The sequence below is a fragment of the Anaerococcus jeddahensis genome (assembly GCF_001182725.1).
GTDB classification, from domain to species: domain Bacteria; phylum Bacillota; class Clostridia; order Tissierellales; family Peptoniphilaceae; genus Anaerococcus; species Anaerococcus jeddahensis.
This window is the reverse complement of record NZ_CWHU01000005.1, coordinates 1,090,227-1,114,818: the sequence shown is the minus strand read 5'-3', so window position 1 is coordinate 1,114,818 and position 24,592 is coordinate 1,090,227. Positions and strand designations below refer to the sequence as shown.

General features: G+C 26.8%; 20 protein-coding genes. 16 read left to right on the top strand and 4 right to left on the bottom strand.

Annotation, left to right across the window (positions count from 1 at the left end; translation table 11 throughout):
* Nucleotides 1-12: 12 nt before the first annotated feature.
* Nucleotides 13-522 carry a nucleoside 2-deoxyribosyltransferase gene (locus BN2087_RS08425; protein ID WP_049691329.1) on the bottom strand — a complete coding sequence of 170 codons (510 nt, stop codon included), beginning with the start codon at nucleotides 520-522 and terminating at the stop codon, nucleotides 13-15.
* Between the two features lie 52 nt (nucleotides 523-574).
* Nucleotides 575-1,165, bottom strand: coding sequence for a DUF4230 domain-containing protein (locus tag BN2087_RS08420; protein WP_049691328.1), 591 nt, complete (start codon nucleotides 1,163-1,165; stop codon nucleotides 575-577).
* Nucleotides 1,166-1,480: 315 nt separating this feature from the next.
* Here BN2087_RS08420 and BN2087_RS08415 point away from each other — a divergent pair, with 315 nt between their 5' ends.
* The 8 genes from BN2087_RS08415 (at nucleotide 1,481) to BN2087_RS08380 (ending at nucleotide 9,083) form a co-directional block, all read left to right on the top strand.
* Nucleotides 1,481-2,161 (top strand): phosphoribosylaminoimidazolesuccinocarboxamide synthase, encoded by a 681-nt coding sequence (locus BN2087_RS08415; RefSeq protein WP_049691327.1) that lies wholly within the window; start codon nucleotides 1,481-1,483, stop codon nucleotides 2,159-2,161.
* 12 nt (nucleotides 2,162-2,173) lie between these two features.
* Nucleotides 2,174-2,656 (top strand): 5-(carboxyamino)imidazole ribonucleotide mutase, encoded by a 483-nt coding sequence (purE, locus tag BN2087_RS08410; protein ID WP_049691326.1) that lies wholly within the window; start codon nucleotides 2,174-2,176, stop codon nucleotides 2,654-2,656.
* Nucleotides 2,653-3,933 (top strand): amidophosphoribosyltransferase, encoded by a 1,281-nt coding sequence (locus tag BN2087_RS08405; protein ID WP_049691325.1) that lies wholly within the window; start codon nucleotides 2,653-2,655, stop codon nucleotides 3,931-3,933. Before purE ends, BN2087_RS08405 begins: the two co-directional genes overlap by 4 nt.
* A 1-nt stretch (nucleotide 3,934) precedes the next feature.
* The gene (gene purM, locus BN2087_RS08400) at nucleotides 3,935-4,960 is read left to right on the top strand and encodes a phosphoribosylformylglycinamidine cyclo-ligase (RefSeq protein ID WP_049691324.1); all 1,026 of its coding nucleotides are present in this window, start codon (nucleotides 3,935-3,937) and stop codon (nucleotides 4,958-4,960) included.
* Nucleotides 4,932-5,549: a phosphoribosylglycinamide formyltransferase gene (gene purN / locus BN2087_RS08395; protein ID WP_049691323.1), complete on the top strand. Its 618-nt coding sequence runs from the start codon at nucleotides 4,932-4,934 to the stop codon at nucleotides 5,547-5,549. The genes purM and purN overlap by 29 nt, the downstream gene beginning before the upstream one ends.
* Before the next feature lie 9 nt (nucleotides 5,550-5,558).
* Nucleotides 5,559-6,803 (top strand): phosphoribosylamine--glycine ligase, encoded by a 1,245-nt coding sequence (gene purD, locus BN2087_RS08390; RefSeq protein WP_049691322.1) that lies wholly within the window; start codon nucleotides 5,559-5,561, stop codon nucleotides 6,801-6,803.
* 167 nt (nucleotides 6,804-6,970) lie between these two features.
* Nucleotides 6,971-7,822 (top strand): SDR family oxidoreductase, encoded by an 852-nt coding sequence (locus BN2087_RS08385; RefSeq protein ID WP_049691321.1) that lies wholly within the window; start codon nucleotides 6,971-6,973, stop codon nucleotides 7,820-7,822.
* Nucleotides 7,812-9,083 carry a dicarboxylate/amino acid:cation symporter gene (locus tag BN2087_RS08380; protein WP_049691449.1) on the top strand — a complete coding sequence of 424 codons (1,272 nt, stop codon included), beginning with the start codon at nucleotides 7,812-7,814 and terminating at the stop codon, nucleotides 9,081-9,083. Before BN2087_RS08385 ends, BN2087_RS08380 begins: the two co-directional genes overlap by 11 nt.
* 85 nt (nucleotides 9,084-9,168) lie before the next feature.
* Here BN2087_RS08380 and BN2087_RS08375 read toward each other — a convergent pair whose 3' ends face one another.
* The gene (locus tag BN2087_RS08375; protein WP_049691320.1) at nucleotides 9,169-9,591 is read right to left on the bottom strand and encodes a Fur family transcriptional regulator; all 423 of its coding nucleotides are present in this window, start codon (nucleotides 9,589-9,591) and stop codon (nucleotides 9,169-9,171) included.
* Between the two features lie 93 nt (nucleotides 9,592-9,684).
* Here BN2087_RS08375 and BN2087_RS08370 point away from each other — a divergent pair, with 93 nt between their 5' ends.
* The 8 genes from BN2087_RS08370 (at nucleotide 9,685) to addA (ending at nucleotide 23,877) form a co-directional block, all read left to right on the top strand.
* Nucleotides 9,685-10,734 carry a metal ABC transporter substrate-binding protein gene (locus BN2087_RS08370; protein ID WP_049691319.1) on the top strand — a complete coding sequence of 350 codons (1,050 nt, stop codon included), beginning with the start codon at nucleotides 9,685-9,687 and terminating at the stop codon, nucleotides 10,732-10,734.
* Nucleotides 10,735-11,400: a metal ABC transporter ATP-binding protein gene (locus BN2087_RS08365; RefSeq protein ID WP_049691318.1), complete on the top strand. Its 666-nt coding sequence runs from the start codon at nucleotides 10,735-10,737 to the stop codon at nucleotides 11,398-11,400. It abuts the gene before it with no gap.
* Nucleotides 11,393-12,187: a metal ABC transporter permease gene (locus BN2087_RS08360; RefSeq protein WP_049691317.1), complete on the top strand. Its 795-nt coding sequence runs from the start codon at nucleotides 11,393-11,395 to the stop codon at nucleotides 12,185-12,187. The genes BN2087_RS08365 and BN2087_RS08360 overlap by 8 nt, the downstream gene beginning before the upstream one ends.
* Nucleotides 12,188-12,260: 73 nt before the next feature.
* Nucleotides 12,261-12,974 carry a YaaA family protein gene (locus BN2087_RS08355; protein ID WP_049691316.1) on the top strand — a complete coding sequence of 238 codons (714 nt, stop codon included), beginning with the start codon at nucleotides 12,261-12,263 and terminating at the stop codon, nucleotides 12,972-12,974.
* Between the two features lie 5 nt (nucleotides 12,975-12,979).
* The gene (locus BN2087_RS08350; protein ID WP_049691315.1) at nucleotides 12,980-14,074 is read left to right on the top strand and encodes an exonuclease SbcCD subunit D; all 1,095 of its coding nucleotides are present in this window, start codon (nucleotides 12,980-12,982) and stop codon (nucleotides 14,072-14,074) included.
* Nucleotides 14,071-17,133 carry an AAA family ATPase gene (locus tag BN2087_RS08345; protein ID WP_049691314.1) on the top strand — a complete coding sequence of 1,021 codons (3,063 nt, stop codon included), beginning with the start codon at nucleotides 14,071-14,073 and terminating at the stop codon, nucleotides 17,131-17,133. Before BN2087_RS08350 ends, BN2087_RS08345 begins: the two co-directional genes overlap by 4 nt.
* Nucleotides 17,130-20,489: a PD-(D/E)XK nuclease family protein gene (locus BN2087_RS08340; RefSeq protein WP_049691313.1), complete on the top strand. Its 3,360-nt coding sequence runs from the start codon at nucleotides 17,130-17,132 to the stop codon at nucleotides 20,487-20,489. Before BN2087_RS08345 ends, BN2087_RS08340 begins: the two co-directional genes overlap by 4 nt.
* Nucleotides 20,482-23,877, top strand: coding sequence for a helicase-exonuclease AddAB subunit AddA (addA, locus tag BN2087_RS08335; RefSeq protein ID WP_049691312.1), 3,396 nt, complete (start codon nucleotides 20,482-20,484; stop codon nucleotides 23,875-23,877). The genes BN2087_RS08340 and addA overlap by 8 nt, the downstream gene beginning before the upstream one ends.
* Here the strand turns inward: addA and ymfI are convergent.
* Nucleotides 23,858-24,586, bottom strand: coding sequence for an elongation factor P 5-aminopentanone reductase (ymfI, locus tag BN2087_RS08330; RefSeq protein ID WP_049691311.1), 729 nt, complete (start codon nucleotides 24,584-24,586; stop codon nucleotides 23,858-23,860). The genes addA and ymfI overlap by 20 nt on opposite strands.
* Between the last annotated feature and the right edge of the window lie 6 nt (nucleotides 24,587-24,592).

Here is a 24,592-nt window from a genome sequence, read left to right as displayed (position 1 = left end):
AACAGCTTATTTTTATTTATTTTCATAAATATACAAAATCAAATCTTCTATCAAGTCTTCTTTTTTCTTGTAAATTCTTGGCTTTTTGAATTTTTTTCCGGTTTTATCTACGTAGGATAGGCCTGTTACTAGTTTGTTGATGTACATAAAATCATTTTGGAATATATCTTTTTTCATTGGAGGGAACTTGTCTTCTTTGTCGCTTCCTTCTAGTCTTATGTCTGTGTAGAGTTGAAATAGTGCAAGGCCTTTTTCAAATGCTATTCCCATTTCTGCTGCAAGGCCTAAATCTTGTGTGTCCATCAAGCCTACTAATATATCTGAATTTTTCAATCTCTCATAATCTGCTAAAAGTATATCGTAATTTGTTGTAAAACCTGCTGATTTGTCGTTTATTTGTAAATTTTTTGCGGGATTATAAATTTCTAAGTCAGTAAATTCTTTTTCAAGTGCTTTTTGAATTTCTTCTGCTTGCCATCTTTGTCCTTCTGTAAATAAATCACAACCTAAATAAATTTTCATATTACCACCTTTTTTTATTTTATTATAACACAAAAAAATAAGGGACTTGCCCTTATTTAAATTGAATATTTATTGTATAATCTTCTAGATTATTGTCTATGTTTACTATGTCTTTTACAGCCTTTTTACATTTTTTGTCAGCTTCTGTTAGAATTCCTCTCTCAATTGCTTTTTTTTCTACAGATTTTTTTTGTTTTTTAGCAAATTCATTGTAGTCTTCTACTTGTATTGGGTTAAAAATTGAAGTTTTTTGGTCGAAAATTTTTAAAGAATCTTCATAAATTTCATGGGATAAAATTTTAGATTTTGGTAGTTTTATATTTATATTTTTTCCACTTATTTTTACATCCATTTTATCAAGATCCACTCCACAAGAAATCACTCCGTCATAAGAAACTATAAATTTCTTTTGGGTAAAAGGAATATCGTAGCCATAAAATTTATTTGAATTTTCAAATTGGCCCATATTTGTGTAGGAATATTTTAAACTTGTAAGCTCTTTTACACTTTCTATCCTATTTTGAATTAATTTATTATCAATTTTAGTCTCATTTTTTGCTTTGTAATAATTTAATCCAAATAATATGCTAATTGCTAAAAGAATTATTATTATTATATTTTTTAGATTTTTCTTTTTAAACATGCACGCTCCTTTCTTTTAACTGATATTATCTTATTGTAAGTTTTTTAAATTACAAGTCGTAAATAAAAAAAATTAAATTTTATCAAAAAACTTTCTTGACAATTAAAAAATAGCTTGGTATTATGAACTTGAACGATGAATATGGCTCATAGAAATGGGCGAAAGTGTACCTAGGGATCTGTTAATTCAAGACCGAGCGGTACGGATATTTTAAAGTATTACACCAGAGGGACAAAAGCCCAGGAGGATAGGTTTCGTAGCCTGTCCTTCTGGGCTTATTTTTTGTCAATATTTTTTATTTTTAAGGAGAAAGAAATGAATACTATCTACGAAGGTAAGACAAAGAATTTGGTTGAAGAAAATGGAAAATACTATTGTTTATTTAAGGACACAATGACAGGAACTGACGGTGTATTTGATACAGGTGGAAATCAAGTAGCTGGTGAAAAAGAAGGTGCTGGCAGGGAGTGTTTAAAAGTTTCTAAATTTTTCTTTGAAAAAATAAATGAAGCTGGTGTAAAAACTCATTATCTTGGAGCTGATCTTGATAAAAATCTTATGGAAATTAAAAAATGTACTGTTTTTGGAAAAGGCTTAGAAGTTATTACAAGATTTAAGGCTGTAGGATCTTTTATTAGAAGATACGGACTTTATGCTAATGAAGGTCAAGACCTTGATGCTTATTCTGAAATTACATTAAAAGATGATGATCGTGAAGATCCACTTATTAATGAAGATTGTTTGGTTGAATTAAATATTTTATCTCACGATGAATACAAAGAAATTATTAAAGAAAACAAAAAAGTTGCAAAACATGTAAAAGATATTTTAGCTGAGTACGGTCTTGATTTATATGATATAAAATTTGAATGGGGAAGACTTGCTTCAACTGGAGAAGTTATTTTGATTGATGAAGTTTCTGGTGGAAATATGAGAGCTTATAAAGATGGTACTTATATTGAACCAATGGAATTGTCAAAATATTTAGGACTTTAATAAGGAGTTTATATGAAAGTTTCTATAATCATGGGCTCTTTATCCGATAGCCCAATTGCTGATAAGGTAGTTTCAAAATTAATTGAATTTGGAATTGATTATGAAGTTAAGGTTATTTCTGCTCATAGAGCTTTAAAAAGTTTAGAGGAATATGTAGAAAAAAGCGTAGATGAAAGCGAAGTTTATATTGGAATTGCTGGAAAAGCTGCTCACTTATCTGGAGTTATTGCTGCCTTAACAACAAGACCTGTAATAGGAATTCCTGCAAAATCAACTCATCTTGGTGGACTTGAAGCTCTTTTATCTACAGTTGAAATGCCAAGTGGTGTTCCTGTTGCAACTGTTGCAATAGGCGGTGGAGAAAATGCAGCAATTTTGGCTACAGAAATTTTAGCTATTAAATATGATTCTTTAAGAGAGAAATTAAAGGATATGAGAAAAAAGATGAAAGAAACTATAGATAATTCTGAATACGAATATAAGGCAAATAAATGAGCGGAATTGTAGGAATATTTTCAAAAAAGAAATATAAAAATATTTTTCCAGACCTTTACGCTGGCCTCTATGCTATCCAACATAGGGGTCAGGAAGCTATGGGAATTTCTCTTCTTGCTCACGAAAAATTATCAGAGATTAGAGGCGAGGGAGAAATTGCCAATAATATTAGCTTTGATAATATTTCGACTCTTGCAGGAAATGTTGGTCTTGGTCATGTAAAATATAGGTTTGAAGAAGATGATAAAACACTTTTGCCAATGCCTTGGCTTTTTTATCCAAAAAATTCAAATTGTAAAAATTTAATTGCAATTGATGGAAAATTTTTGGATGAAACTAGTCCTGAAGAAGTTGTAAATAAATTAAATTCTTCTATTGATGAAATTATTGATTTCGTTAACAATTTAAAGGGAGTTTATTCTATTTTAGTTGTTAGCGAACACAGGATGATTGCAATTAGAGATACTTATGGAATTAAAAACCTTTGCGTAGGAAAAAAGGATGATTCTTTTATTGTTGCTAGCGAATCTTGCGTTATTGAATCAATTGATGGAGAAATTTCTCATGAATTAAGACCTGGTGAAATTTATATAGTTGATGACGAGGGCGAAGAATCTTATTTTGCAAAAGAAAAATCTAATGCTCCTTGTATTTTTGAATTTGTTTATACAGCTAGACCAGATTCATCAATAAATGGAGTTAGCGTTTATGATGCAAGGATAAAAATGGGTGAAATTCTTTATAAGGAACATCCAGTAGATGTAGATATAGTTGTAGGAAGTCCTGATAGTGGTTTGATTTCTGCTGTTGGTTTTTCTCGTGCATCAAATATAAAATACGAAAGAGCAATTGTAAGAAATAGATATATTAATAGAACTTTTATTCTTCCAACTGATTCAATGAGAAAAAAAGGAATTAAAATAAAATTAAATCCAATTAAACATCTTATTGAAGGAAAAAGAATTGTTCTTGTTGATGATTCTATTGTAAGAGGAAATACTATAAAAAGAGTTATAGAAATTTTGAGAGAATCTGGAGCTAAAGAAGTTCATATAAGAATTGCATCTCCTCAAGTTATAAAAGAGGAAGAATTTACTTTTGACGTTCCTGACAAGGATCATTTGATAAGCAACAATAGAAGTGTTGAAGAAGTAAGAGATATGATTGGAGCTGATTCTTTGGGATTTATTTCCCTAGAAGGATTAAGAGAAGCTTGTGGAAACAAAACATATTATGAAAATTGTTTTGACGGATATAACCCTTTAGAAAGGAAATAAAATGCCAATAAATTATAAAGACGCCGGTGTTGATGTAGAAAATGGTCAAAAAGAAGTTGAACTTATTAAAAATTTGGTAGAAAAAACCCAATCCAAAAATGTTTTAAGTAAGCTTGGTGGATTTTCTGGACTTTTTAGCCTAGAAAATTTAGATATAAAAAATCCAGTTTTGGTTTCTGGAACAGATGGGGTTGGAACCAAGGTTATGCTTGCACAAATGATGGATAAGCACGATACAATAGGAATTGATTGTGTGGCAATGTGTGTAAATGATATTTTATGTCAAGGAGCAAGACCTCTTTTTTTCCTAGATTATATTGCTTGCGGAAAACTTGTTCCAGAAAAAATGGAAAAAATTGTAAAAGGTGTTGCTGACGGCTGCCTTAAAGCAAATTCTTCATTAATTGGGGGAGAAACTGCAGAAATGCCGGGTCTTTATAAGGAAAATGACTATGATCTTGCTGGATTTTGCGTGGGCATAGTTGATAAGGAAAAAATAATTACAGGAGAAAAAATTAAAAAAGGTGACCATATTTTTGGTCTAAAATCTTCAGGAATCCATTCAAATGGATATTCTCTTGTAAGAAAAATTGTATTAGAAAAAGAAAAGTTATCTTTGGATAAAAAAATTGAAGGACTTGATACAAGTCTTGGAGAAGAATTATTAAAACCTACAAAAATTTATGTAAAAGAAATTTTAAATCTTCTTGAAAAAATTGAAATAAATGGCCTAAGCCATATTACTGGTGGGGGATTTTATGAAAATATTCCAAGAATGATTCCAGATGGACTATGTGCAAAAATTGATGTAAGCAATATTCCTCTTCCAAAAATATTTACTCTTTTAGAAAAATGGGGAGAGCTTGATAAAAAAGACATGTATGAAACCTTTAATATGGGTGTAGGACTTGTTTTTGCAGTTGATAAAAAAGATATTGATATAGTTAAAGAAACAATTGATGAAGATGAACTTTTGGATCTTGGAGAAATAGTAGAAAATGATGAAAAAATCGACCTCAAATTCTAAAAAAATTGCAGTTTTAATTTCAGGCTCAGGCACAAACCTCCAAGCCATAATCGATTCTTGTAAAAATAAAGAAATAAATGGAAATATATCTATAGTTATTTCAAACAAGGAAAATGCCTTTGGCCTAGAAAGAGCGAAAAAAGAATCAATCAAAACTTTGGTGTGCAAAGATAATAATATTTTACTTGATACTTTAAAGGAAGAAAAAATTGATTTAGTAGTTCTTGCAGGATATCTTAAAATTTTGCCTGATAAAATTATTGATGAATTTGAAGGAAAAATTATTAACATCCACCCATCTCTCATACCTTCATTTTGTGGGATGGGATATTATGGTAGAAAAGTTCACGAAAAAGTTTTTGAAAAAGGGGTTAAATATACTGGAGCAACTACGCATTTTGTAACAAAAGACCCAGACCAAGGTCCAATAATTTACCAAGAAATTGTAAAAATCGACCAAGAAGATTCAGTTGATGATATTTCAAAAAATGTTTTGGAAAAAGAACATGAAATTTTAACAAAATCTGTTAAAGATTTTTGTGATGATTTATTGTACATAAAAAATAAGAAAGTTTTCGTAAAAAAATAGGAGTTTTTGATGAAAGTTTTAATTATAGGAAATGGCGGCAGAGAGCACGCTTTAGCATGGAAAGTTTCCAAATCAAAAAAGGTTGATAAAATTTTTATGGCAAAGGGAAATGCAGGGACTGAATCTTTTTGTACAAACATTGACATTGACCCGACAGATATAAAGGCTTTGGTATATTTTTCAAAAAAAGAAAAAATCGACCTTACTATAGTAGGCCCAGAAGATCCTTTGTGTATGGGAATTGTTGATGAATTTGAAAAAAATAATCTTAAAATTTTTGGACCAAATAAGGAATGTGCAAAATTTGAAAAATCAAAAAAATTCACCAAAAATTTCCTTGAAAAATATGATATTCCAACTGCAAAATATAATTCTTTTGATAATTTTGACCAAGCAAAAAATTCATTAAAAGAATTTTCATATCCTTTAGTAATAAAGGCTGATGGGCTTTGTCTTGGAAAAGGTGTTATAATTTGTGAAAATGAGAAAAAAGCCATTGAAACTTTAGATGATATTTTTATTAAAAAAATTTTTGGAGATGAGGGCAAAACTGTTGTTATTGAAGAATTTTTAAAGGGAGAAGAAGCTTCACTTTTGTGTTTGGTATCAAATAATAAATTATTTCCTCTAGAAACTTGCAAGGACCACAAGCAAATTTATGAAGGAAATAAAGGACCAAATACAGGAGGAGTAGGAACCTATTCTCCAAGCAAATTTTCAAAAAAAACTGAGGAAAATATAGGAAAAATTTTAAGACAAATTGAAAAAGGCCTAGATGATTCAAAACTTTCTTACAATGGTATTCTATTTATTGGATTTATGATTGAAGATGATTTGCCAAAAGTTTTAGAATTTAATGTAAGATTTGGTGATCCTGAAACAGAAACTCTAATGCCAAGATTAAAGTCAGATCTTGTTGAAATAATTGAAAAAACTTTGGATAAAACTTTAAAAAAAGAAGATGTAAAGTGGTCAGATGATTATTCACTATCAGTAATTTTAGTTTCAGAAGGTTATCCTTTAAAATATGAAAAAGAAAAGGAAATAGATGGACTTGACCAAGTCAAAAACTCTGTGATTTTTCATAATGGAACAAAAAAATCTGATGGAAAAATCCTTACAAATGGAGGCAGGGTTCTTACAATAAACGCAAAGGGTAAAACTTTGGATGAAGCTAGAAGAATCTGCTATAAAGATTGTGAGAAAATAAAATATGAAAATATTTATTATAGAAAAGATATTGGATTAAACTAGAGAGTTTGATGTGAAGTCTAAATTTCTAATAGGAATTAGGATTTCACATCATTTTTTTATTTTAAATTTATATGAAATTAAAGCATTGTGCAAATATTAATTAAAAATATTTGCAATGTGCTATAATTGAATATATATTTTATTTTTTAATATAGAAAGGAAAATTTATGAGAATTAATACAATTTGGATTACAGGTGCTCATGGAAGGCTTGGATCTACAATTTTTAGATATTTGGATCCTTTAGAAGCTGAAATAATTGCAACTGATAAAGATGAAGTAGATATTACAAACCAAGAAGAAGTAAATTTATTTGTAGATAGAAATAGGCCAAAGATAATAATAAATTGCTCTGCAATAACAAACAGATTAAAGTGTGAAGAAGATCCTGACAAGGCTTATTTATTAAATGCACTCGGTGCAAAAAATATAGCTATTGCATCAAACAGGGTTAGGGCAAAATTAATTCAATTATCAACTGCAGATGTATTTGATGGACAAACAATCCATCCTTACAAAGAAATTGACAAGGCAAATCCTAATACAGTTTATGGGAAAAGTAAATTTATGGGAGAAGAATTTGTAAAAGAATTTGCAAACAGATATTTTATAGTAAGAGTTTCAAGACTTTATTCAAAAGAAAATAATTTAGTTGAATCTATAATAGAAGAAGCAAAAAAGGGACTTGTCACAGTTCCAAAATCAAGATACGGTTCTCCAACCTCAGCTTATGAACTATCAAAATTTTTAATTTCAATTATGGATACAAATGCTTATGGAACATATCATGCATCTTGTGAGGGGACTTGTTCATTTAGAGCTTTTGCCCAAAAAATTTTGGATATAACAAAAATTGATGCAAAAATTGAAGAGAAAAGAGATTCTGATAGAATAGATTTTGAACCTGCCTTTAGAGGAATAGACAATTATTTTTTAAATTTATTAAAAATCAATACTTTCTCAAGTTGGGAAGATGCCATTGAAGATTATTTGAGAAGGGAGTATGGATATGAAAAGTAAATCTCAAAGAAAAATTGGATTAACGTCAAAAATTTTCATAGCCCTTATTTTAGGTATGGTCCTTGGAATTGTAATGCATTATTTTGTTCCAAAAAGTCAAATTAAAGATGAAATAATAATTGACGGCGTTTTTTATTTATTAGGTCAAATGTTTATAAGAGCTATGCAAATGCTTGTTGTGCCTTTGGTATTTTTCTCCATTGCAGATGGTTGTAGAAATATGGGGGATACAAAAACTCTTGGAAAAGTTGGAGTAAGAATAGTTTTATTTTATATTTTGACAACAGCTCTTGCTATAATTATTGCCTTATCTTTGGCTTCAGTAATTGGACCAGGTAAGGGAATGAATATGAAATTGGGATCAAATGAATTTAGTATGGAAACTGGAGAAAAAACTTCAATGAAGGATACCTTATTAAATATGATTCCAACAAATCCAATTGAGGCTTTGGCTAAGGGCGATATGCTACAAATAATTATTTTTGCAGTTATAGTTGGACTCTTAATTGCATCTATGGAAGATAGGTTAGAAACTTTAGGAAATATAATTACAGAAATGAATGATTTGATGATGAGTATGACAATGGCTGTAATGAAGCTTGCTCCAATAGGAGTATTTTTCTTAATAGCAAGGACATTTTCAAATCTTGGTTATGATGTAATTTTATCTATGCTTTCATATATGCTTTCTGTAATTTTGGGACTCGCTTGCCAACTTCTAATAGTCTATATGTTAATTTTAACTATATTTGTAAGAGTAAATCCATTTGCTTTTTTAAAAAAATATTTTCCAGTAATGACTTTTGCATTTTCAACCGCATCATCAAATGCAACAGTTCCTTTAAATATTCAAACTCTTGAAGAAATTGGAGTTGATAAGAAAATTTCCTCATTTACAATTCCTTTGGGAGCAACAATAAATATGGATGGTACAGCAATAATGCAAGGAGTTGCCGTAGTATTTATTTCAAATGCTTATGGAATAGATTTAACTTTAAATGATTACATGACTGTAATTTTGACAGCTACAATTGCATCAGTTGGAACAGCAGGAATTCCTTCAGTTGGGCTTGTAACCTTATCTATGGTTTTATCATCAGTAGGACTTCCTGTAGAAGGAATTGCTATGATTATGGGAATAGATAGAATACTCGACATGGCAAGAACTGCAATAAATACAACGGGAGATGCATCAGGAACAATTATAGTGGCAAATTCTGTAGGATCATTTAATAAAGAAAAATTTAATAAAAGGACATAAAATAAAAAAGTTGAAAAATTTAATTTGAATTTTTCAACTTTTATTTTTGTATTTTTTTGATTCTAATAAAGTTTCATAAAAAAATTTATTTATATAATTTTTTTTGGCATTCTGGGCAAATTCCTGTAAATTCAAAACTGTGGCCTTTTATAATAAAGCCTGTTTCATTTTCAATTTCTTTTTCAATATCATGGATTGGACAATTTTCAATTATAAACTTTTTACCACAGGAAATACAGCTTATAAAATGTTTGTGGTCAGTTGAATTTAATTGAAAATAAGAAATTCCATCCGTATTAGTATTTTTTAAAAGTAGGTTTACTTCTTCTAAGGTATTTAAATTTCTATAAATTGTTGAAAGATCCATGTTAATTTTTTCTTTTTTAAATTTTTCCAATATTTCTTCAGCAGAAATTGGATCATTATTTTCTATAATTTTATCTAAAATTATTTTTCTATTCTTTGTAACTCTGATATTATTTTTTCTTAGTAAATCATCTATTTTCAAAATCTCACCTCTTTTATTTATCTTACCATATTGACAAAAAATAAAACAGTTATATAATATTTCTTGCAAATGATTTGCAAATAAGGAGGTAAAATGAAAAAGAAAATTTTAGCAATTTTTTTAGCTTTAGGACTTTTTGTAACAGGATGTGCAAAAAATAACGATAAAGCTAATGTAAATTCAAATAATTCAAATGAAACAAGTCAAAGTGTAAACAGTAATGAAGATAGTAATAAAGAAACAATTTATGCTTCTTTTTACCCAATTTATAATTTGACAAAACAAATTGCAGGAGATAAATTTAATGTAAAATCTTTTACAAATTTAAATACAGAAGTTCATGATTTTGAACCATCTGCAAAAGATATGGCAGAATTATCAAAAGCAAAAGTTTTGTTTTTAAGTGGAGCAGATCTTGAGTCTTGGAAGGACAAGGTCGAAGAAGCATCAAAAATTGAAATGGTTGATACATCAAAAGGAATTGATTTAATAAAAACTGAAGATGAAGAAGACCACGACCACGAACATGAAGATAGCCAAGAAGATGAACACGAAGATAGTGAAAAAGAAGAAGATCACGATCATGAAGATGGAGAAGAAGAACATCATCATCACCATGGATTATATGATCCACATGTTTGGTTATCTCCAAAAAATGGAATAATACAAGCAAAAAATATTGCTGATAAGCTTTCTGAAATCGATCCTGAAAATAAAGATTATTATATGGGAAATTTTGAAAAAATAAAAAAAGAGCTTGAAGAAATTGATAAAAATTACGGAGAAAAATTAAAAAATAAAGAAAATAAAAAATTCTTAGTAGATCACGAAGCATTTTCTTACCTTGCTCGTGACTATGGTTTAGAACAAATCCCACTTACATCAATAACTTCAACAAACGAAGCTGATGCAAAAACAATGAAAGATGCCATTGATTATGTAAAAAAAGAAAAAATTTCCGCAATTTTTTATGAAAAAGGTGGATCTGATAAGAATGTAAAGACTTTGGCAAATGAATTATCACTTGACGCAAAAGCTATAAATACTATAGAATATGCAAGTGATGACGATTTGAAAAATGAAAAAACTTATCAAGAAATGATAAAGGAAAACTTAGAATTAATGGAAAGCAGTTTAAAATAGATGAAAGATATAGAAGTTAAAGATTTAGTCTTTTCTTATGGCAAGGATGAAATATTAAATAAAGTAAGTTTTGATTTAAACAAGGGAGATTTTTTGACTATCCAGGGCGAAAACGGCTCTGGTAAGTCTACCCTTATTAAATTAATTTTAAAAGATTTGAAGAAAAAATCTGGGCAAATAAAATTATTTGATCAAAATATTGAGGATTTTGATGATTATACAAAAATTGGCTATGTCCCTCAAGTAAATGATGCAAATAAATTAGCTTTTCCTGTTACTGGGAAAGAATTTGTAGTTTTAAATTTATATAAAAAATTTAATATTTTTAATAGGCCAAACAAAAAGTGTTATAAAAAAGTTCACGATATTTTTGAGATTTTAAATATAGAAAATCTTTTAAATGTTCCTTTTAACCAACTTTCAGGAGGTCAGGCTCAAAAAGTAATGATTGCAAGGGCTATGGTAAATGATCCAAAAATTTTACTTTTGGATGAACCAACCGTTGGTGTTGATGAAAAATCGAAAAGAGACTTTCTTAAACTTCTAGCTCACTTAAATGATAAACACAAAATTTCAATTTTGATGATAAGTCATGAAATGGATGTTGTTAGGGAATTTTCCAAAAGAGAAATAAGGTTAAAAAATGGAAGGATAGTTGATGCTTAGTTATGAATTTATGCAAAGGGCTCTTTTAGTTGGCCTCATGCTTGCAATAATAATTCCGATGATTGGGATTGTTATGGTAAACAGAAGGACTTCTATGATTGGAGATGCCTTATCCCACACAGCCCTATCGGGAGTTGCTCTGGGTCTTATTATTGGAATAAATCCAGTTTTCACGTCAATAATAATTTGTATTATTGCAAGTTTTGCAATAGAAATAATTAGGAAAAAATTTAAAAGTTTTGGTGATATGGCAACTGCAATTATAATGAGTCTTGGAATTGGGCTTGCAGGAATTTTGTCAGATTTTACACCAGGTGGTACAAGTTTTGAATCATTTTTATTTGGTTCTATAACAAGTGTTACAAAAGAAGATTTACTTATTGTAAGTGTGATTTTTATTCTTGTTTTATTTTTTAGCCTTTACTTGTATTATCCACTTTTGTATAATTCAATAAGTCCTTTGCTGGCAGATCTTTCTGGAATTAATTCAAAATTAATTTCTAGCATTTTTACATTTTTAACTGCTATAACTGTTGCGATTTCTACAAAAACTGTAGGAGCTTTGATGATATCATCTCTTATGGTTTTGCCAGTTGCAAGCGGACTTTTGATTTCAAAATCTTATAAGGAAACTTTTATAAAATCAATTATACTTGCAATAATTTATATGATGGCAGGAATCAGTGCAAGTTTTTATCTCGGTATAAAACCGGGTGGAGCCATAGTGGTAATTGCAGTTTTTGGTATGATAATTTCTCTAATAATTCAAAAAATTTTAAAAAGATAGGTTCGCCTGTCTTTTTTTTGTGGAAATTTTCTATGTTATAATTAATTAAGAACGAAAAACAGAAAGGTTTGATATGAAAATAATAATTTCACCTGCAAAAAGGTTTAAACATTTTGAAAATGAAAAAACAGAAGGACTTTTGTTTGAAGATGAAACTAGAGAATTGGTTGAGAAACTTAAAAATTATTCCATAAATGATTTGGCAAATATGTTTTTTTGTAATGATGATCTTGCAATAAAAGCTTTTTATGATTACAAGGAATTTGATTTTAAAAATTTAAAAAATCCAGCAATTTTTTCCTATGATGGACTTGTTTTTAAGCAATTTAAAAAAGAAGATTTCAATGATTTATCTTATTTGAATGACCATGTCTATATTATTTCTGCTTTATATGGTTTGTGTAAGCCTTTTACAGGAATTTCTGATTATAGACTTTATATGGATTCAAAAGGAGTCGATATGTATGGATTTTGGGCTGATAAAATCTACAAAAAGGCTTTTTACAATGAAAATTTTATTATAAATTTGGCAAGCGCTGAATATGCAAAACTTTTGAAAAAATATTTAAAAAAAGACCAAAAATTATTGACTTTGACCTTTAAAGAAAATAGAAATGGGAAAATTCGCTCAATTGTATCTTACACCAAGCAAATGCGTGGAAGAATGCTAAAATATTTAATAAATAATAAAATTACAGATATTAATGAAATTAAAATGATAAGTCTTTGCGATTATATTTATGATCCATTTAATTCAACTGACGATGAATTTATTTATGTGAGGTAAAACAAATGAAATTACTTCACTTATCAGATCTTCACATAGGAAAATCAATCGGCTCATATTCCTTACTTGAAGATCAGAAATTTTGTCTTGATCAAATTTTAGAAATTATTAAAAATGAAAAAATTGATATTGTTTTGATTGCAGGAGATATTTTTGATACATCAATTCCAAATAATGAGGCTATGAAGGTATATTCTGATTTTGTTGATGAAATTATTTTTAATTTGAAGAAAAAAATTATTGCAATTTCTGGAAACCATGATTCAGGGAAAAGGCTTGAAATTTCTAAAAGTTTTTTTGAAAAAAATTCTTATTATATTTTTGGTAATTCATTTAATGAAAAATTAACTTTTGAAGATGAATATGGAAAAGTTAATTTTTATCCAATTCCATATATTTCTCTTGCAAGGGCGAAAAATGAGATTGATCCAAGTATAGAAAATTTCACTGACCTTTATAAAGTTTTACTTAAAAATATTGATTACAAAGAAAGAAATGTCTTGATTACTCATTGTTATGCAAATGAAAAGGCATTTGAAGATGAAAAAATTGAAGGAGAGAAGCCTCTTACAATTGGTGGAAATGATGCTATGGATGCTCATGTATTTAAAAAATTTGATTATGTTGCCCTGGGTCATCTTCACAGAAAACACTTTGTGCTTGATGAAAAAATTAGGTATTGTGGGACTTTTACCAAGTATTCATTTTCTGAGATAAATCAAAAAAAATCCGTTACTATAGTAGATTTAAAAGATGAAATTGGGATTAAAGAAATTGAAATAAAACCATTAAATGATTTTGAAAGAATATGTGATTATTTTGAAAATATAATAAAGATGGAAAATTCAAATTCTTACCTTGAATTTATTTTAAAAGATGAAAATCCAATAGATTCTCCCATGGCAAAATTAAAAATGAAATTTCCTCATGCAGTTTCAATTAGCTATGAAAATTCAATAGATATAGAAAATGATGAAGATTTGGATTTTGACCTTGAAAATTTATCTGTAATGGAGATTTTTGAAGAATTTTATAAGTTTAAGATGGATGAAAATATGGAAAAAAATGAAAAAGAAGTATTTAAAAAGGTGATTCAATGAAACCTGTAAAACTTAAGATGTATGGCTTTATGACCTACAAAAATAAAACTTTCATAGATTTTACTAAACTTTATGATTCAAAAATTTTTATAATTTCTGGAGATACTGGAAGTGGGAAAACTACAATTTTTGACGCTATAAGTTTTGCACTTTTTGGAGAAATTCAAAGAGAGGGATTTAATTCAAATGATATTAGAAGTGATTTTTTAGGTGGAGATGACCCTTTAACCTATGTTGATTTTTCTTTTGAAATTGACGGTGAATATTATAGGATAAAAAGAATTCCAAATCAAATAGCAAAAAAAACAAGAGCTAATGTAAATATTTCTCATGGCGTAGAATTTTATAAAATTGAAAATGAAAAAGAAATTTTAATATCTGATGGTCCACAAAAAACAAATAAAAAAATAGTTGAAGTAATTGGTCTTGATTATAGCCAATTAAATAGGGTCATGATCCTTGCTCAAGGTGAATTTTCAAAATTTTTAAAATCTTCATCTGATAAAAAGGCAGAGTTATTATCAAAGATTTTTTCATCTTTTATCTACAAGGATATTGAGGAAAAATTAAAGGAAGCAAGCAAGGACTCAAAGAAAAATTTGGAAAATATTTCAAAAAGTCTTGAAAGTGAAATCACTAAAAATAATCTTTTAAGTGAAAATATAGACTCTCAATTAATAGAGCTTAAAAATTTTGATGAAATTTTTAAAATAATAGAAAAAATAGATGACGAGCTTGAAAAAAATCTTTATAAAGAAAACAAGGAGAAATTATTATTAGAAAAAAACTTGGAAGAAGAGAATTCTAGACTTAATTTTTACCAAAAAGAAAATGAAGAAATAAAAAATTATAAATATTTAAATGAAAAAAGACTTGAGCTTTTAGAAGATGAAACTTACTTTAAAAATTTGAAAAATGAGTTATTTTTTGCAGAGAAGTCAATTCAATTTAAGCCATACTACCAAAGTCTTCTTGATTTAAAAAATAATCAAAAAGAATTCGAAAATAAATTATCCGATCAAAAAGACAAATTATCTATAGTAGAAAAAGATTTAAAAGAAAATTTAAAAAATCTCGGTAATAGGGAAGAAAGCCAAAAAATTATTAGTGAAAAAAAAGAAAATATAATAAAAAATCAATCAGTCTTGGATAAATTTATTAATCTTGAAAAATTAAAAAAAGACTTAGATAAAAATAAAAAAGATTTTTATGATGGTAAAACTTATAAAAATCAAATAGATGATTGTAAAAATAAAAAAGATATTATAGATAAAAAAATAAGAGAAAAATCTAATGATTTATTAAATTATTCAGCAAAACTTGAAAAAATAAATGAAGATAAGCACAAGATAAGCCAAAAAGTTTTTGAATATGAAAATATTTATGAAAAATCTCTTTTAAATGATAAAAAAATTAAGGATTTGTCTAAGATAAAAAAAGAATTAGAAGAGTTAAAGAAAGATTTTGAAATATCAAAAAATTTATTGGATAAGGCTGAGTCAAATAAAAAAGCTATTTTGATAAATGATTTTAGGAAAGATTTAAATAAAAATGGAATTTGTCCTATTTGTGGAAGGATTTTTGAAGGACAAATAGAGTATTTAGATACATTTTCTATAGATTTAGAAAAGGAAAATGAAAAATATTTAAATATAAAAATAAAAAAAGATGTTCTTATAGAAAAAATCGCTGATTTGGAAAAATCTATAGATAAAAATTTGGAAAAATCAGAAGATATTAAGAAAAATCTTGATGAATATAAAAATAAATTAGAAAATCTTAAAATTTCATATGAAAGTCTTTACTATGAATTTGAAAATGAAAAAAGAAGTAAAAAAGATTTTGAAAAAAAATCTTTTGCTTTTGAAAAATCCATAGAAAATTTAAAAAATAAGTTAGAAAAACTTGAAAATTTGGATGATATAGAAAATTTAGAAAATAAATATAAGATAAAAAAAGAAGAGCTTAATAATTTTAATAAAAAATCTATAGAAAATTCTTTGAAAGAAGATAGGAATTTTGTAGAAATAGAAGAAAAAAGAATAAAAAATCTTGATGATAATATAAAAAATCTAGAAAAAGAAAAATCCTCTTTAAATTCCTTGATTGAAAGTTATAAGTCCTATATTAAAGATAATAAGGATAAAATTTCAAAAAATGAAAAGCTATTAGATGAAAAAATAAGTGAAAATTTTAAGGATTTTGATCAGTTTTTAAAATATTTGGAAAATTCAAATAAATTATCAGATAAAAAAGACAAGATAGAAGATTATTTTAAAAATTTAAATAACCTATCAATAAGATTATCAAGCCTTGAAAAATACAAGGATAAAGAAGAATACCAGCCAGAAAATATAAAAGAAAAAATAGAAAAAATAAAAATTGATTTAGAAAAAATTAAAGATTTTATATTTTCTTTAAAACTTAAAAAGACCAGATTAGAAGAAAGTAAAGACCAAATAATTTCAATTCAAAAAGAGCTTAGTAAATTAAAAAATGAAGATGAGATTCTTTATAAACTTTCAAAAATTGCAGACGGTTCAATGTCCAAGGTTTCTGGTAGGGAAAAATTAAATTTTGAAACCTTTGTTTTATCCTATTATTTTAAAAAAATATTAAAGTTTGCAAATATTAGGCTTAAAGAGATGACCGATGGTCAATTTACAATGATTAGAAAAACCCAAACAAGCGATAAGAGAAAAAATTATGGGCTTGATATAGAAATTTTGGATGCAAATACGGGAAAAATCAGAAGTGAGGCTTCTCTTTCTGGTGGGGAGAGTTTTATTGCATCACTTGCTTTGGCTCTTGGACTTTCTGATGAAATTAGTGGGGAAAATGGTGGAATAAAAATTAATACGCTTTTTATTGATGAAGGTTTTGGGACTTTGTCTGATGATTATTTGGAAAAAGCTATAAGAACAATTGAAAAATTATCCTACGATAATAAATTTATCGGCTTAATTTCTCACGTAAAAGAATTAAAAGATGCAATTGATGCAAAAATTGAAGTTTCATATTCAAAAACACAGGGATCAAGTTTGAAGGTGGTTGTATGATAAAAATTATAATGAGCAAATTTCCCGAGGAAAATTCATCATATATTTATAAAGATATAGAAAAAAAATTGGATAATAAAGAAAAATCTTTTTTAATTGTTCCTGAACAATACACCCTAGAAAGTGATATGGATTTTATAGATTCAATTAAATATAAATCAGTCATGGATGCTAAAGTTTTATCTTTTTCATCTCTAATTTCCTATATTTCTCAAAGGTTAAGCCTAAAAAAGAAAGAAAATTTAAATCAAGTTTCAAAAGCAATCTTATTAACAAGTGTGCTTGATGAAATAAATGAAAATTTAAAACTTTTTTCAAACAAATCTTTTGATATAGATTTTGTAAATAATCTTTCTGATTTTTTTACAAATATAAAAGAATATTATTTTGATGATGATTTTTTTGAATCAATAAATATAAATGAAAATATAGATTATATGACTAGGTTAAAATTTAAGGAAATCAAATTAATCTATGAAGCATATTTAAAAAAGCTTGAAAATTCTTATATCGACAAAGAAGATGAGCTTGAAATTATAAAAGATAATTTAAAATATTGTGACTTTTTTAAGGGAGTAAATTTTTATTTTGATAAATTCGATCTCTTGTCAGATTTAAGACTAGATTTTATTAGAGAGTTAATTAAAATTGAGGCAAAAATAACAATTTCAATTTCCATGGACCATAAGTATTATGAAAATAGTATGGCTAAAGATATGGATATTTTTAACCAAAGTATGAGATTTATTGAAAGTTTAAAAGAAATTGACCAAATTAAAATAATAAATCTTGAAAAAAATAATAATCTTTCTGATATTAAACACCTTTATGAAAATTTTGAAAAATATAATCCGAAAATTTATGAGGAAAAAACTTTAAATATAAATATAATTGAATCTATTTCATCCCAAAATGAAATAGAAAATGCGGCGTTAATAATTGAAAAACTTATAAGAAGTGGCCATTCTTTCTCAGAAATTTCTCTTGTAATGGCAAATTCCGATGAGTATGAAAATCTTATAAAAAGAATTTTTACAAGGGCTGAAATTCCTATTTTTATTGATAAGTCAAAAAAATTATCTGATAATCACATAGTAAAAACTTGGCTTTCATTGATTAGGATTCTTGTTTTTAATTTTAGAAAAACTGATCTTGAATCTTTTGTAAGGTCAAATGTTCTTGATTTTGGAGAAAATTCTTTTGAAAGAGTTTTGGCCTTTCAAAATTATATAAATACAAGAAAAATTAAGGGATCAATGATTTTTGATGATAAATATTTTTCCTTGGATGAAAAATTTTATCAAAATGGTGAGAAACTAAAAAATGAGAAAATAGAAGAACTTGAAAAAGTAAATTCAATTAGAAAAATTATAATCTCCTTGCTCAAAGACTTGTACGAAATTAGAAATGAAAAATTAAAGGCTCTTGATTTTGTAAAAGAAATTTTTAAAATTCTTGATACAGAAATAATTAAATCTGGATTTAATCATTTCCAAGAAAATATTAAGGAAAACAGGCTTGATATATTTGAAGAAAACAGCCAAGTTTGGGATAAATTTTTGACGAATTTGGAACAAATCGCAGGAATTTTGGGAAATTCTTATACAAGACTTGATCTAATTTATAAATTATTAGAAAAATCATGTGAAGCTTCATCAATTGGGATTATTCCTCCAGCAATTGACCAAGTTTTGATTGGTGATTTTTCAAGAGATAGGATAAATGATAGGAAGATTAAAATTTTTGTGGGAATGACTGATATTTATTTTCCGGGAAATAATAATAGCGATATTTTAATTTCAGAAAATGAAAAAACTGCTTTAGAAAATGAGGGCTACGACCTTAAAATTTATAAGGAAAAAAAGGACGATAAAATTCTTTTAAATTTACTTAGAATGTTTACTTCATCAGAAAAAATATTTTTCTCCTATTCTCTTATAAATAAGGCAAATGATCCTATGAATATGGCGACAAGTATTTCTGATATTATAAATATTTTCCCAAATATAACTTATAAGAAAATCACTCAAAATAAATTTTCTAATATAAAATATTCGACTGATCTTTTAGATTTAAAGGCAAGCCAAATTTTATGGAATATAAAAAATAAGGAAAATACAAGTGAAAATGAAAAAGAATTTGTAAAAACTTACTTAAAATACAAAAAAGATTACGATGATAATTTTAATTATTCCAAAAATTCTTCCTATAATTTATTTTTAAAAGGACTTACCTATTCTAATGAAAAATTTCCTTTAAGAGAAGATATTTCAAAAAAACTTTATGCAAAAAATAAATTTTCAGTTTCAGAAATTGAAACTTATGCCAAATGTCCATACAAATATTTTGTAAATTATGGACTTAGGGCTAAAGAAAATAAAAATTTGGATGTTGATTATTTAGAAATTGGAAATATTGTCCACTATAATATGGAAGATATTTCAAAAAAATTGCAAGGAATAGATCTTGAAAAATTAGATGAAAAAGATTTAGAAAAAATTGTAAATGAAAGTTTTGAAAAAGCTATCGAAAATTCTCTTGATAGGGACAGAGCAGGGGATAAGAAAAATAAATTTATCCTTTCAAATATTTATGAGTCAACCCAAAAATCTTCAAAAAAAATAATCGACCAAATAAAAAGCGGCGACTTTCAAATTGATGGGGTTGAGGAAAAGTATGGAAGGGGTGAGAAATATCCCCAAGTTTATGTTGATGAGAAAAATTATCTTGAAGGAAGAATTGATAGGATTGATAGGTTTAAAAATTATGTAAGAATAATTGACTATAAAACGGGAGCAAAAGAAATTAGAATTGCCAATGTATTAAATGGTTTTGAGCTTCAATTATTTGTTTACATGCTATCAATAAAAGAAAAAAAATCTGAAAATTTATTGCCTATTGCAAGTTTTTATTTGCCTTTAAAAGATGAGGTTAAAAAACTTGATAAGGCTTATGATAAGGATGCAATAAAAAAAATCTATGATGATAAGACAAAAATGAATGGCCTGATTGTAAAAATAAATGAGGAAGTTTTAAAGCTTTTGGATAAGGATTTTGATGGAAAAAAATCTGATATATTTAAAATTTCTAGGGGAAATGCTAATATTTTTTCACTTGATGAAGAAGAAATTTTGGAAAAATTTATTAAAAAATTAATTTCAAAATATATTTTTGAAATTAAAAATGGAAATATAAAATTAAATCCTCTTAGAATAAACCAAAATACTTATGAATGTACCTACTGCCCTTACAAGTCAATTTGTAAATTTGATTATTCAAAAGACCAAGATAAGTTTAAGGATGTGGATAATAAAATTTCTATTAATGATATAAAAAAGGAGCTATCAGATGAGTAAATTTAAGCCAACTGATGATCAAAAAAAAGCCATAGAAACTAGGGGTAAAAATATAATTGTTTCTGCTGCTGCAGGTAGCGGAAAAACTAGGGTTTTGGTTGATAGGGTGATTTCTTTGATGATTGAAGAAAAAATTCCTATAAAAAATATGATTATTGTAACTTTCACCAACAAGGCTTCAGTTGAAATGAAAGATAGGATAAGGGAAAAATTAAATGATTTACTTAAAGAAGAAAAGTCTGACAAAATTTTTATAAAAAATCAAATTAAATCTATAAATGATGCTTTTATAAAAACTCTCCACTCTTTTTGTGCAGATATGTTGAGGGAAAATTTTTACTTGTCCGATAATCTTTCACCATCTTTTAAAATAGCAGCTGATTCCAAACAAGCTTTGTTGAGAAAAGATTCAATTGATGAGCTTTTTGAAAATGAATACGAAAAAAACGACGGAGAATTTATAAATTTATTGCACAATTTTGGATCAAATAGGTCAGATGATGATGCAAAAACAATAATCCTAGACCTATATGATTTTTCAAAAAGTCAAATAGACCCTCACAAATGGCTCGAAGATAAAACAAGTTCAAATTTTGATTTTGAAAAATTTAAGACTTATATAAAAGAGAGAGTTGAAAATATTATAAAAAGCGCAAGAAATCTAGAAATTTTTATTAAAGAAAGATCTATGCGTGATAAGTATGTGGAGATGATTGAAAGTGACTTGAATTTTTTTGAAAATATAGAATCTTCAATAGAAGAAAAGCCTTGGGATGATATAATAGAAATTTTTGGAAAAAGTCTTTCAAGAATGGTCACAATGTCAAAAAAGCAAGACGACCCAAACGAAAATTTATATGTAAAGTCAAAAAAAAATACCTACAAAGATGAATTTAATTTGATAAAAGACTTGATAAGAAATACAGATTCATTAACTAGGGGATTTTTTGATCCATTGGAAGAGAAAATTTTAAAAGAATTAAAATATTTGGTTTTTTCTTTTGAAGAAATTTATACACAGAAAAAAAGGGAAGAAAATTATTTGGATTTTTCTGATATGGAGCATGAATTTATAAATTTATTGGAAAATGAAGAATTAAATCAAAAATTGAAAAAACAATTTAAGTATATTTTCTTTGATGAATACCAAGATTCAAATGATATTCAAAATTGTATTGTAGAAAAATTAAAAAATGAGAACAATTTATTTTTTGTAGGAGATGTAAAACAATCAATTTATGGTTTTAGAAATGCAAGACCAGAATTATTTTTGGAAAAATTAAATTCTTATGAAGAAGATGAGAATTCATTAAGGATAAATTTGTCCAAAAATTTTAGAACTGACAAGGACTTGATTGATTTCAATAATTATATTTTTGAAAGACTCATGACCAGAGAAAATTCAGACATAGCCTATAAAGACGATGGACATAGGCTAAACTATCATTTCGAATTTGATGAAAATTACCCAAAAGTTTCAATCAAAGCTCTTTCAAAAAATTTAAATGAAGAAGCTTACCTGGTAAAAGAGATTAATAATCTAATAAAGACTGGGCTTGAATACAAGGATATAGCAATCCTACTAAGGGCATCTTCAAAAGCCTATTTATACGAAAATGAACTAAAAAAAGCAGGCATTCCATTTTCATCTGACATTTCAAAAGTTTCATTTGAAACTGTAGAGGTAGAATTTTTTATAAATATTTTAAAGTATATAGCAAATCCAAACGATGATATAAGCCTGCTTTCAGTTTTAAGAAGTGAAATATTTAATTTTTCTGAAGATGATTTGGCAGAAATAAGTCTTTCATCAAATAAATCTTATTTTTACCAAAAATTTAAGGCTTATGGAGAAGAAAATGAAGATGACCTATCCCAAAAAATTTCAGATTTTAATACGATTTTTACAGATTTTTCTTATATTTTAAATTTTTCAAATATGTATGATTTTGCCAATTTTATTTTTGAAAATTCTGGACTTTATGACTTTTTAAAGGCAAGGGACAGGGCAGATGAAAGAATAAAAAACATCGAGGCTTTTATCGAATTGATGGATGATTATGATAAAAATAATGAAAATTCTCTCTTTGGATTTTTGACCTATATTGATAATTTGAAAAATCAAAAAAAAGATAATTTGAAAGCTTCAAGAAATTTATCAGATGAAGAAAATTTAGTTAGGATTATGACCATTCATAAATCTAAGGGACTTGAATTTAAAGCAGTAATTTTGCCAGATTTTTCAAAAAGATTTAATACTCGTGACAATTCAAAAGATATGGTTTTGGATAAGGACTTGGGAATTGGGATTAACATTGCCGATTGGGAAAATAAGATAAAAATTTCTTCGATTAAAAGAGATTTGATTTTGGAAAAATCAAACTTAAATGATAAAAAAGAAGAGATGAGAGTTTTGTATGTCGCCCTAACCCGAGCCGAAAGAAAAATTTCTATTATTGGGAAAAAAGACTTAAATGAAAAGGGTCTTGAAAATATTTTGAATGCAAATTCTCTTTTGGATTTATCATCATATATGGATTGGATTTTAAAAATTTTATGCAATGATAAAATCATTAGTGATTTTGTTGACGTTGATTTTAAAACCGACGTATTTAATAAAGGATTTTTAAATATTGAATATGTAGAAGAATTTGAAGAAAATCTAGAAGAGGATTTAACTGATATAAATAAAATAATAAATTCAGATACCTACAATAAGAAAATTTATAAAAATATAGAAGAAATTTTTGAATTTTCCTACAAAAATAAGGAAAATATTAATAAATCTTTGAAAAAATCTGTAACAGAAATAGCTAAAAATTACGATTTATCAAATGAAGGCTACGAGAAATCTTCCTTTGATCAAAAAGAAAATTCCTATGATTTTAGAAGACCAAATTTTGAAGAAATAAAATTATCACCAACAGATAAGGGATCTTTAATCCACAAAATTTTCCAAGAATTAGAAGTAAAATCTTATGATTTAAATTCACTAGAAAAAGAAATAAATAAATTAATTGATTTGGGAAAAATAAAAAAGGAATATCTTTCATATATAAATTTTGAAAATATTTTGGGATTTTTTAATTCGGAAATCATCCAAAATTTAATGAAAAAATCACCAAAAATTCGAAAGGAAGAATCTTTCCTTAGAAAAATTGATGATTATTATGTAAATGGACAGATTGATATTATGTTTGAATTTAAAGATGAAATTATTCTTATGGATTTTAAAACAGATTCAATAAAAAGAGAAGGATTTTATGACAAGCAAGTTGAAATTTACAAGGACTCCATAGAAGAAGCCCTTGATAAAAAAGTTATTTCATCCTATATTTATTGGTACAATTTCAAAGAATTTGAACAAGTTAATAAAAACCACCATTAATATCAAAATTAGATCCTGTAATATAAGAGCCTTTTTCAGATATTAAAAATTCAACAAGATTTGCAATTTCTTCGGATTTTGCAAATCTTTTTTCTATTAAATCTTCTTTCAAAGATTTTTTATCATCTTCAGACAAGTCTAATTTTGTCATATCAGTATCGACAATTCCTGGAGAAATTGCATTTACCCTTATATTTGAAGGCAAAAGTTCTTTTGAAAGAGCTTTTGTAAAAGAATTAACTCCGCCCTTACTTGCAGAATAAGCAACCTCAAAACTTGCTCCCAAATTTCCCCAAATAGATGAAATATTTATAATAACTCCAGATTTTTGACTGACCATATTTGGAATTGCTCTTTTTGAAGTAAGAAAAATTGAAGATAAATTTGTATTTATAATCTCATTCCAAGAAGAAAAATCCATATCTTGTAAAAGTCCAAAATAAGAAATTCCAGCATTATTTATTAAAATATCTACATGAGAAAAATTTTTCTCAGAAATTTCAAATAAATTATTAACATCTTTTTCACTTTTCACATCACATTTTACTGCAATGACATTTGGATTAGTAAGTCTTAATTCATTTAATAAATTTAAAGCCTTATTTTTATTTTCCTTATAAGTTAAAACCAAGTTGTAGGAATTATTTAATTTTTTTGCAATAGCAGCACCAATTCCTCTTGATGCGCCCGTTATTAATACAGTTTTCATAAATTG

What these genes read in the sequence shown, in the direction of transcription:
- BN2087_RS08425 (WP_049691329.1), bottom strand. Translation starts at nt 522, where the DNA reads ATGAAAATTTATTTAGGTTGTGATTTATTTACAGAAGGACAAAGATGG.
- BN2087_RS08420 (WP_049691328.1), bottom strand. Translation starts at nt 1,165, where the DNA reads ATGTTTAAAAAGAAAAATCTAAAAAATATAATAATAATAATTCTTTTA.
- BN2087_RS08415 (WP_049691327.1), top strand. Translation starts at nt 1,481, where the DNA reads ATGAATACTATCTACGAAGGTAAGACAAAGAATTTGGTTGAAGAAAAT.
- purE (WP_049691326.1), top strand. Translation starts at nt 2,174, where the DNA reads ATGAAAGTTTCTATAATCATGGGCTCTTTATCCGATAGCCCAATTGCT.
- BN2087_RS08405 (WP_049691325.1), top strand. Translation starts at nt 2,653, where the DNA reads ATGAGCGGAATTGTAGGAATATTTTCAAAAAAGAAATATAAAAATATT.
- purM (WP_049691324.1), top strand. Translation starts at nt 3,935, where the DNA reads ATGCCAATAAATTATAAAGACGCCGGTGTTGATGTAGAAAATGGTCAA.
- purN (WP_049691323.1), top strand. Translation starts at nt 4,932, where the DNA reads ATGATGAAAAAATCGACCTCAAATTCTAAAAAAATTGCAGTTTTAATT.
- purD (WP_049691322.1), top strand. Translation starts at nt 5,559, where the DNA reads ATGAAAGTTTTAATTATAGGAAATGGCGGCAGAGAGCACGCTTTAGCA.
- BN2087_RS08385 (WP_049691321.1), top strand. Translation starts at nt 6,971, where the DNA reads ATGAGAATTAATACAATTTGGATTACAGGTGCTCATGGAAGGCTTGGA.
- BN2087_RS08380 (WP_049691449.1), top strand. Translation starts at nt 7,812, where the DNA reads ATGAAAAGTAAATCTCAAAGAAAAATTGGATTAACGTCAAAAATTTTC.
- BN2087_RS08370 (WP_049691319.1), top strand. Translation starts at nt 9,685, where the DNA reads ATGAAAAAGAAAATTTTAGCAATTTTTTTAGCTTTAGGACTTTTTGTA.
- BN2087_RS08365 (WP_049691318.1), top strand. Translation starts at nt 10,735, where the DNA reads ATGAAAGATATAGAAGTTAAAGATTTAGTCTTTTCTTATGGCAAGGAT.
- BN2087_RS08360 (WP_049691317.1), top strand. Translation starts at nt 11,393, where the DNA reads ATGCTTAGTTATGAATTTATGCAAAGGGCTCTTTTAGTTGGCCTCATG.
- BN2087_RS08355 (WP_049691316.1), top strand. Translation starts at nt 12,261, where the DNA reads ATGAAAATAATAATTTCACCTGCAAAAAGGTTTAAACATTTTGAAAAT.
- BN2087_RS08350 (WP_049691315.1), top strand. Translation starts at nt 12,980, where the DNA reads ATGAAATTACTTCACTTATCAGATCTTCACATAGGAAAATCAATCGGC.
- BN2087_RS08345 (WP_049691314.1), top strand. Translation starts at nt 14,071, where the DNA reads ATGAAACCTGTAAAACTTAAGATGTATGGCTTTATGACCTACAAAAAT.
- BN2087_RS08340 (WP_049691313.1), top strand. Translation starts at nt 17,130, where the DNA reads ATGATAAAAATTATAATGAGCAAATTTCCCGAGGAAAATTCATCATAT.
- addA (WP_049691312.1), top strand. Translation starts at nt 20,482, where the DNA reads ATGAGTAAATTTAAGCCAACTGATGATCAAAAAAAAGCCATAGAAACT.
- ymfI (WP_049691311.1), bottom strand. Translation starts at nt 24,586, where the DNA reads ATGAAAACTGTATTAATAACGGGCGCATCAAGAGGAATTGGTGCTGCT.